The sequence below is a fragment of the Bacillus cereus group sp. Bc031 genome, assembly GCF_027716265.1.
Classification (GTDB): Bacteria; Bacillota; Bacilli; order Bacillales; family Bacillaceae_G; genus Bacillus_A; species Bacillus_A paranthracis.
Genome location: NZ_JAQFUL010000135.1, coordinates 1 through 7,865, shown reverse-complemented (window position 1 = coordinate 7,865; position 7,865 = coordinate 1). Strand labels below are relative to the sequence as shown.

The following is a 7,865-nucleotide window of genomic DNA, read 5'->3' as shown; positions in this document are numbered from 1 at the left end:
AGTTCCCAATCTTTTTAAATCTCGCAATGTCTAGATGCATATTGACCACCTCCGTTTTTCTACAAAATTCAAATTTGATTATAATAACTGTGTTTTTCGTTCTTCCATACGAATTACTTTTCCGCTTTGATATATAAATGATTGTTCACCAAATCCACCTTGAGGTGGTTCTATTAGTTGCACCTGACCATTTTTAACAATATATATTCCATTTGTTTTCAAATCTATTTCAGCTGTCATTTCAACAAGATTTTCTTTTCTAATTCCCACCAAAATCACTCCCATATGTTATAATTATTTTGTCGGAGTAAGTTGAGAGTGATCTCAGCTTTTTTTATTTGCCTACAAATATTGCACAACATTTTCTGGAACAAATGATTGTTCCAGCGATAAATGGAGACGTATTGGAATCGGCTTTTTTTCATCTCTTGCTCGCTTGCACAGTTCTTCAGCTTCTTCCCAAACAAATTGTTTATCCTCCGCTCGCTTATAGCGCCAAATTCCAATTGTGTAATCTTCAAACAACTCATAACGTTCATCAGGCGCTGTCGTTGGTTTTAATTCATCAATCGCCTTGGCTTGATGTGGTATTTGCACAATCACATCTGCATACCTTAATTTTGAATTCAAACGGTGAATATGAGCTTTCTTAGGATCAAATGATACAACTGGTTCCACATCAAAAATTGTTAATTGTTTTGGCATTGTTTTGTCCCTCCAATACCTGCAAACTTGCTATTAGAATCCCTTCAAGCTGTGTTAACGTTAATTGATCTAATGTTTGTCCGTTAATTTCAGCTAATCCTAAACCCAATAATTTACGAATGATTATTAATTTTCTACGTTCTACTTCCTGACGTAACAACATGATTAAGCCTCCTGTTGATGGATGAACTTTCTCTCTAAATTTACAAACTTACTAAATTCTTTAATAAATGCTAGTTCAACAACACCAACTGGACCGTTTCTCTGTTTCGCTAAAATAATTTCCGTTATGTTTTTATTTTCTGTCTCGCGGTCATAGTAATCTTCACGGTATAAGAATGCTATTAAATCCGCATCTTGCTCAATTTGACCATTCTCACGTAAATCTGATAGCAACGGTCTCTTATCTTGCCTACTTTCTACAGCACGACTTAACTGTGATAATGCAACTACACATACATTTAATTCTCTTGCCATCAGTTTTAACTTCCGACTAATCTCACCGATTTCTTGCATACGGTTCCCTCTATGCTTTGGATCCCCTACAATAAGCTGCAAGTAATCAATTGCAATTAAAACCTTTTTATCAGGATACTTACGCTTTAGTTTCCTAGTTTTAGCGTAAATCTCTTGCATCGTGACATTTGCTTTATCGTAAATTTCTAATGGCAAATCATTAATTAATCCCATCGCTTGACTAATCTTTTCCCAATCCTTTAAATTACATAGCTTCTTAGGATTCTTTAATTTTATAGCATCTATATTTCCAGTACTTGAGATCATTCTCTTTAGTAGCTGCTCTTCTCCCATCTCTAGTGAAAAGATTCCTGTTGCTGTATGAGCACTTGCTGCATGAAAAGCGACATTTAATACAAATGCTGTTTTCCCCATTGAAGGCCTAGCGCCAACAATGATTAAATCGCCTTCTTGTAATCCAGCGGTCATTCTGTTTAAATCATCGTAACCAGTTGGTATACCAGTTAAATCACCTACATCAACCTGCATTTCCTTATACAAATCAACAAGGGTTTCTTTCAAGTTAAATTCATCTGAGTAGCCTGTTTCTTCAATGGCGCTTAGTTCATCAATTGAAGTACTAATTGCGCTCATATCCTTATCTTGCTGAAGGCGGTTATATAAGTTACCCGCAACCTCCTGAGCATGTCTCATCTTCCAAGCTTCAATCACAAGCCCTTCATGATACGAGAAATTCTTAGTTGTTGTTACAATCTCTGTTAGGTTAACAAAGAATTCAATTCCACCAATTTGATGGATGAAACCTTCATCGAACTTTCCGATAAGAGCAACAAGGTCAATTGGCATTTCAGCATCCTCTAACTCTCTCATCGCTTTAAAAATCATTTGATGTGTTGGTAAAGAAAACTGCTTTGCCTTTAGCTGACAATCTTTAATTAAATCGCCTTCTTGAATAATGCTACCTAAAACACTTTGCTCAGCTTCTACGTTTCGAATCATATCGTTACTCATTGTGCCAACCACCCATGCTGTTGGTTAAGTGCTGCAAGTTCTTCTTCTGTTGGAATGTTTTGTTTCCATGCTTCCTGCTGCTGTAATACGTTTTGAGTAGATGCTGATAAACCTTTATTTTGATAAGGCGTTTGCATAGTTTGTTGTCCTTTTGCTAATCGTTGAGCACGAAAAGCTTTATCTGCCGCTTCAACATCTGCTACTGTTTTTAGGCCTTTAAGATGCCAATCTCTTAAAATCGTATTTACATAATTCATATTTCTTGTGTTTTTCTCTAAAGCGATTTCCATAGCTTTTACAACAAGTTCTGCATTTAAATCATCTATCCATCCATGAATACCATCTGCGATATAAGGTGTAATGAATCCGAAGTTCTGCTCGTAAAAAGAAATTGGATTAACCTCAACAACATTTGCCGCGCTCGCGCGTTCTTCTTGTTGTTGTTGTTGTTGTTTTTCTTTTTCTTTTTCTTTTTCTTTTTGCCCACTTATCGTTGACGTATCGTGGCACGTATCGTTAACAGCAAGGAATTCTTCGAAAATAGCACGAATTTTATCGTTCTTAACTTTTGGAGTTACTAGATGAACTAGACTAATATCCGATACTCCATCAAGTTCTTTGCGCACACAATCTTCTATAGGTTTTCCACCTCTATTAAGGTTGTATTTCCCCCAATTGATGATAGCTAATTCACGTGTTTCTGCATTATACTTAACCAATTTATGATGGTTTTCAAAACGATCTAAGAGTGCGTTAACACTTTCCATGGAATACCCTAAGTCAAAAGCCATTTGCTTTTTCGTAATTTGATATACTCCAATTTGTGTAGTGCATGGATTAGTAAGAAGATACAGATTGAATAATTTATCTTCCGGAGTCATCTCCTCAATAACTTTTGCATCCTGCCAAAATGAAACTTGAACTGGTCTATAAACTGCCATATTATTCATCCTCCCGTTTACATATCGCAAATCCGTCCTCTACACGTAATAAACGATAATTCTTATATCCTGTTTTGAGATATTGCTTTACTAAGTAGATAAGGTGCTGCTCTGATGTCGATTGCTGAAGAAGTTTAGGATTCAGCAACACTCTATGTAATGATTTATCTAAAAGCATGCAACACACTCCATTGTTATATGACTTCTCATTTGGTATAATTACCCTAACTAAAATTATTAAAGCCATTTATTGATCTATCACTCTGCAAAGTGATAGATTTTTTATTTCTTTCGAGTAACTAATGAAGCATTGATTCCTCTCGCTTGAAAATCCGTTATGATTACACGGTAACTTTTCGATGCCTCATAATCTTGTTTTTCTTCACGAAGCTTCATGAAGTCTTTCGAACAACGAATTAATTCTTCGTCCCAGCGATCCGCTTCTTCCTTCGTTTGAGCGTTAAATACGTTGTGAACACAAGTCACCATACAATCATGTAACTCATTCGCAAACTCAAGATCCTTTGGAAGGACCAATTCAACTAAACGGTTATATTGAGTTTTCAAAGGTCTCACCTCTTTTCATTCTTCATTGATGCTGTACGCATCGTTACAACCAGAAAGGCTTATTGTAAGGGGATGGGAGGTAACAATCCCTTTCTGGTCATAACGACAAGCACAACGCTTGTCCAAATGATTTATATAATGTTATAATTGCTTTACGATATATTTGTTAGAGCTACTGTTGTCTAGGCGGTAGCTTTTTCTTTTGCCCATTTATGTTTTAAAACGAATGAGGCTTCAATGATTTTGATTCGAATACCAATTAATTTCTTATCTCTTTTTAATTCCTCTAAATTTTTATCCTCAGCAAATGTTTCCGCTATTTTAATTTCACCTGTTAGCTTTGCATCAAGACGAATTAACTCTTTATACTCTTCTAAACTAGGATTTATATAATCTACTGTCATTGTTAGTCCTCCTTACATTACTTTTGATAGCTTCAATAATTTATCAACGGAATGTACAACCACATTATCTGAAATCGCTTTTCTCAACCAGTTCCCTTTTACTTCTTCAAACAATCCGGGATGTACACCCTCTAATGATTGAATGACACATTGAGTCGCTTGTATCATGTCATATACCTCTTTAGCATGCTGCACGTATTCTTTTTTCTTTGAATCATTCATTTGCCAAGATCTTGTTGTGACTTGCAATTTCATAATCTCTTTTGCTGCTTTAATGCCGTCCTCAGCTTGCTTGATATAATTCATAAGCTGTAAGTTCACATCACTCGTTAAACGTGGATCAGTCGGCGGTAAACCAACACCATAGATATGTTTAATTGCCTGTTTATTTAGTGGCGCTTTCGTTGCATCACACCAATCCATCGCTAGTTCAAATGGAACTTGTGATGTACCAGCTTCAATGTTTTTCAAGCGTTCATATGTAATTCCGAGATGCACTGCAAGTCCTTTCTTCGTTTTTAATGTTTCATCTTCGCAACATTCTCTAGCTCCTTGCAATAACGCACCTATTGATGAATTACAATATATGCTTGTTCCCATACTTGTTCCCCTCCATATTAAGTTGTTAAAGTATTAAAATTATTAGTACATACATAACTCGTCTATTTTTTATGTAAGAAGAGAGAAATTAACTCTCAATATTTTTCTCTTGCATTTCACGAATAATGGCCCAACCAGCTAAATGCATTTCACGAATGATTGCATCTATCTCTTTCTTAGGTTTAGGTGGTGGAGCAACAATATTTACTTTTGTATTTCCAAACTGATAAGTTGCTGCATACTCTTCTTGGTGATTCATGCTGTCACCCCTTGAAGTGTTTTTTATATGTGTATGCTGCTGATCTACTGGTACAGCCATTTGAATTGCTGACATTATTCCACCCCTCTTGTACACCATGATTTACATTTTATCTAAAAAAATATCTTCAACTCGTTTGTTTAAAGCTTTAGCGATTCTGATTGCAGCCCCGACACTAGGCTGTACTTTTAAATTTTCAATATTAGATAGATAAGGCCTTGATACTTTTGCTTTTTTAGATAATGTGTCTTGTGACATATTCAATTGTTTTCGAGCCTTTGCTACATGATTCACTTAATCACCACCTTGTATTCATTTGATTACAATTCAAATTGTACTCCATTGAATACAAAACGTCAACCATGAAATACATTTTTTTTTTTAGCTTTTTTGTAAACGATAGATTACAATTGTATTCAAGGAGGAACATAATATGAAAACATTAGGTATGATAATACGTGAATATCGACAAGAACATAACTTGTCATTAAGGGATTTTGCTACACGCTGTCAGTTAAGTCACTCTTATATAGATAAACTTGAAAAAGGCATAGACCCTCGAAATGGTAAACCAGTAGAGCCAACATTAACAGTTATTGAACAAATTGCTCATGCAATACATAAAGATAAAACTGATCTACTGGAAGAAATCGGTTATCTAAACAAGCAAGGTAATATTAAATTATCTTCTCTTACAAAAAAAGAAGAGCGTGACATAGCAAAAGATTTAGAAAAAACATTGGAAGAACTAGAAAATAGTGAAGATGCTCTTATGTTTGATGGTGAACCTATCGATGAACATACAAAAGAAATGATACGCATTTCTCTTGAAAACTCAATGCGCATGGCAAAACAGTTAGCGAAACAAAAATTCACTCCTAACAAATATAAAAAAGATTGAATGGAGTGAATTTATGGACATCAAAGAATTCGTACTAAACATTACAGAAAAACACGGCACAACAAATCCATTTGAAATTGCTAAAAATAAAGAAATTATCGTGTTGTATGAAGACCTAGGGAATACTCTTGGCTTTTACAACACTTATAAACGCATTAAATTTATTCATATTAATAATCAAATTGACGAAACCACTCAACGCTTTGTTTGTGCACATGAATTAGGTCATGCTGTACTTCATCATAAAGCAAATACTCCTTTCTTACGTAACCAAACCTTCTTTTCGGTAGACCGTTTAGAAATTGAAGCAAATACATTTGCTGTAGAGTTGTTACTTACAGATGAAATGATTGCTACTTATGAAGATACTCGTTTGTCTATTCAAGAAGTTGCGGAGATTTATGGGGTTCCGGGAGGGTTTGCGCGCTTAAAAACATATAAAAATAATTAGAAAAAAATAAAGGAGCATATAATGAAGTTTTTTAAAACTAAATACATATTCTCATCAATAGTAATTTTATTCGTCCTTTCCATATTTATATCTTTGGTAGAAACACCAAAAGCTGAATATTCATTTGGATACATATTAGGACTTTCATTTTACTTGTTTCTAACATGGGGAATTTTTTTATCTGTTATTATCTTTTTAATAACATTGGTTATTGGAATTATACGAAAGAATAGAAAAGAAAGTCCTAAAAAGATGTTTATTACAAGCGCTATTTCAATCAGTACATCTGTTATTTTGTTTATATTGTTAGGAGTCGTTGCTATCATAACTGAAAATGTATCAGAATCGCTTAACGAAACCGAACAAAAATCTGTAGCTAGCGCATCCCAAAATAATTTAATTGTCGAAAAAACTATTGATGCTGGTGACTTTAGAATTTACCGTTCTTCAGAAGAAACTAGATGGATATTTTATGATAATGCTATGTTTGAAGATAATTTTGATGGTTTTAAATTTCAAATAAACCCTCTTGCTCTTTCAAATAAAAGTGAGTTTTACCAAAATAAATACTTAGGTGCTGTTGGAAGTTTATTTACTATAAGTAATGAATCCTCTTCAAACTTTAGATTTAATTCGACTGAATTACAGATAACTACTAACAAGAACCATCCGTTAAATCAAAATGATAATACAAATAAAATTAAAAATACTACCTTTAAACCTGGCGATAAAATCAACGACCCTAAACAGGGAATGATCACGTTTATATCAGATAGTACAGATTTAGAAACTGTTGATTGGGTAAATTTCAAATTTGAAATAGCACAATTAAATGAAAATGGAGATGTAGTAAAAAATAAAAAATACAATATAAAATTTAATATTACCAATCACTTTACAGATACTCAGACGGAAATTAAAAAGCCTGATCAAAATGAAGTAAGTCCTACCAAACCTTCTAACGGATCTTCTAATAGTACTTTATCTGGTACAAATGACAATAACAAACAAATTAAAAAGTACTCATTAGAATCCGATATTACTAGTTTGATCGAAGATAAAATTACAAATGCCGAGATTGACAAGATTGAGGTAAATGAGCACTTAGGTACACAAGAAGACGGTGATTACATCGCTTTAATTCACCTAAAGTTTAAACCTAAAAATTCTAATGAAACAACATTAAAGTTAATTGATCTTTACAACAATGAAATCGGTGCACAACTCGCTAAACAAAAAGAAATCCAAGAGGTAACAATTTTTTGGGAAGCACCTTATATCAAAGAGGATATGAATATTGTAAAAGCAAATCTTCAACGAAATGGAGACAATATGATTTTCAACAATACTTGGATTGCTCCATTAATGAAATAAAATATCATTTTTATTAAGTCCCTTCTTGGGACTTTTCTTTTGTCATTTATTACATTTACTTCTTTATCCTATTTCCTTTTTGTATAATGGATATTAATTAAGACCTGCGGTAGTATGTCAACTGAAAAACAACAGAATTTTTAGTTATCAAAGTACTATTTATTTAAAAAAGACA

At 33.7% G+C, this 7,865-nt stretch carries 13 protein-coding genes; 3 read left to right on the top strand and 10 right to left on the bottom strand.

Annotated features, from left to right (window positions below; translation table 11 throughout):
- Positions 1–78 precede the first annotated feature (78 nt).
- The 10 genes from PDQ33_RS27400 to PDQ33_RS27355 form a co-directional block, all read right to left on the bottom strand.
- Positions 79–270: a DUF3954 domain-containing protein gene (locus tag PDQ33_RS27400; RefSeq protein WP_000512857.1), complete on the bottom strand. Its 192-nt coding sequence runs from the start codon at positions 268–270 to the stop codon at positions 79–81.
- Between the two features lie 72 nt (positions 271–342).
- Positions 343–705 (bottom strand): cell division protein SepF, encoded by a 363-nt coding sequence (locus PDQ33_RS27395; protein WP_074541379.1) that lies wholly within the window; start codon positions 703–705, stop codon positions 343–345.
- The gene (locus tag PDQ33_RS27390; protein WP_061654390.1) at positions 680–868 is read right to left on the bottom strand and encodes a hypothetical protein; all 189 of its coding nucleotides are present in this window, start codon (positions 866–868) and stop codon (positions 680–682) included. The genes PDQ33_RS27395 and PDQ33_RS27390 overlap by 26 nt, the downstream gene beginning before the upstream one ends.
- 2 nt (positions 869–870) lie before the next feature.
- Positions 871–2,193, bottom strand: coding sequence for a replicative DNA helicase (dnaB, locus tag PDQ33_RS27385; RefSeq protein ID WP_270756992.1), 1,323 nt, complete (start codon positions 2,191–2,193; stop codon positions 871–873).
- Positions 2,190–3,134 carry a DnaD domain-containing protein gene (locus PDQ33_RS27380; protein WP_270756991.1) on the bottom strand — a complete coding sequence of 315 codons (945 nt, stop codon included), beginning with the start codon at positions 3,132–3,134 and terminating at the stop codon, positions 2,190–2,192. Before PDQ33_RS27380 ends, dnaB begins: the two co-directional genes overlap by 4 nt.
- Positions 3,135–3,416: 282 nt before the next feature.
- On the bottom strand, positions 3,417–3,701 hold the full coding sequence (locus PDQ33_RS27375) for a hypothetical protein (protein WP_270756990.1): 285 nt from the start codon (positions 3,699–3,701) through the stop codon (positions 3,417–3,419).
- A gap of 182 nt (positions 3,702–3,883) precedes the next feature.
- The gene (locus PDQ33_RS27370; protein ID WP_000215303.1) at positions 3,884–4,105 is read right to left on the bottom strand and encodes a hypothetical protein; all 222 of its coding nucleotides are present in this window, start codon (positions 4,103–4,105) and stop codon (positions 3,884–3,886) included.
- A 12-nt stretch (positions 4,106–4,117) separates the two neighbouring features.
- Entirely contained in the window at positions 4,118–4,705 is a 588-nt protein-coding gene (locus PDQ33_RS27365; protein ID WP_270756988.1) for a sporulation sigma factor-processing peptidase, read from the bottom strand.
- An 88-nt stretch (positions 4,706–4,793) separates the two neighbouring features.
- Positions 4,794–5,039 (bottom strand): hypothetical protein, encoded by a 246-nt coding sequence (locus PDQ33_RS27360; RefSeq protein ID WP_001274310.1) that lies wholly within the window; start codon positions 5,037–5,039, stop codon positions 4,794–4,796.
- Between the two features lie 27 nt (positions 5,040–5,066).
- Positions 5,067–5,258 (bottom strand): helix-turn-helix transcriptional regulator, encoded by a 192-nt coding sequence (locus PDQ33_RS27355; RefSeq protein ID WP_086717677.1) that lies wholly within the window; start codon positions 5,256–5,258, stop codon positions 5,067–5,069.
- Positions 5,259–5,397: 139 nt separating this feature from the next.
- Between PDQ33_RS27355 and PDQ33_RS27350 the strand changes: the two genes are divergently transcribed.
- Genes PDQ33_RS27350 through PDQ33_RS27340 form a run of 3 tightly spaced genes read left to right on the top strand, consistent with a single transcriptional unit; the run spans position 5,398 to position 7,690 of the window.
- A complete protein-coding gene (locus PDQ33_RS27350; protein WP_086717679.1) occupies positions 5,398–5,865 on the top strand; it encodes a helix-turn-helix domain-containing protein in 468 nt (155 codons plus the stop codon).
- Positions 5,866–5,878: 13 nt separating this feature from the next.
- Positions 5,879–6,316 (top strand): ImmA/IrrE family metallo-endopeptidase, encoded by a 438-nt coding sequence (locus PDQ33_RS27345; protein ID WP_270756978.1) that lies wholly within the window; start codon positions 5,879–5,881, stop codon positions 6,314–6,316.
- Positions 6,317–6,337: 21 nt separating this feature from the next.
- The gene (locus tag PDQ33_RS27340; RefSeq protein WP_086717683.1) at positions 6,338–7,690 is read left to right on the top strand and encodes a hypothetical protein; all 1,353 of its coding nucleotides are present in this window, start codon (positions 6,338–6,340) and stop codon (positions 7,688–7,690) included.
- Positions 7,691–7,865: the final 175 nt, after the last annotated feature.

What these genes read in the sequence shown, in the direction of transcription:
- PDQ33_RS27395 (WP_074541379.1), bottom strand. Translation starts at nt 705, where the DNA reads ATGCCAAAACAATTAACAATTTTTGATGTGGAACCAGTTGTATCATTT.
- PDQ33_RS27390 (WP_061654390.1), bottom strand. Translation starts at nt 868, where the DNA reads ATGTTGTTACGTCAGGAAGTAGAACGTAGAAAATTAATAATCATTCGT.
- dnaB (WP_270756992.1), bottom strand. Translation starts at nt 2,193, where the DNA reads ATGAGTAACGATATGATTCGAAACGTAGAAGCTGAGCAAAGTGTTTTA.
- PDQ33_RS27380 (WP_270756991.1), bottom strand. Translation starts at nt 3,134, where the DNA reads ATGGCAGTTTATAGACCAGTTCAAGTTTCATTTTGGCAGGATGCAAAA.
- PDQ33_RS27370 (WP_000215303.1), bottom strand. Translation starts at nt 4,105, where the DNA reads ATGACAGTAGATTATATAAATCCTAGTTTAGAAGAGTATAAAGAGTTA.
- PDQ33_RS27365 (WP_270756988.1), bottom strand. Translation starts at nt 4,705, where the DNA reads ATGGGAACAAGCATATATTGTAATTCATCAATAGGTGCGTTATTGCAA.
- PDQ33_RS27360 (WP_001274310.1), bottom strand. Translation starts at nt 5,039, where the DNA reads ATGTCAGCAATTCAAATGGCTGTACCAGTAGATCAGCAGCATACACAT.
- PDQ33_RS27350 (WP_086717679.1), top strand. Translation starts at nt 5,398, where the DNA reads ATGAAAACATTAGGTATGATAATACGTGAATATCGACAAGAACATAAC.
- PDQ33_RS27345 (WP_270756978.1), top strand. Translation starts at nt 5,879, where the DNA reads ATGGACATCAAAGAATTCGTACTAAACATTACAGAAAAACACGGCACA.
- PDQ33_RS27340 (WP_086717683.1), top strand. Translation starts at nt 6,338, where the DNA reads ATGAAGTTTTTTAAAACTAAATACATATTCTCATCAATAGTAATTTTA.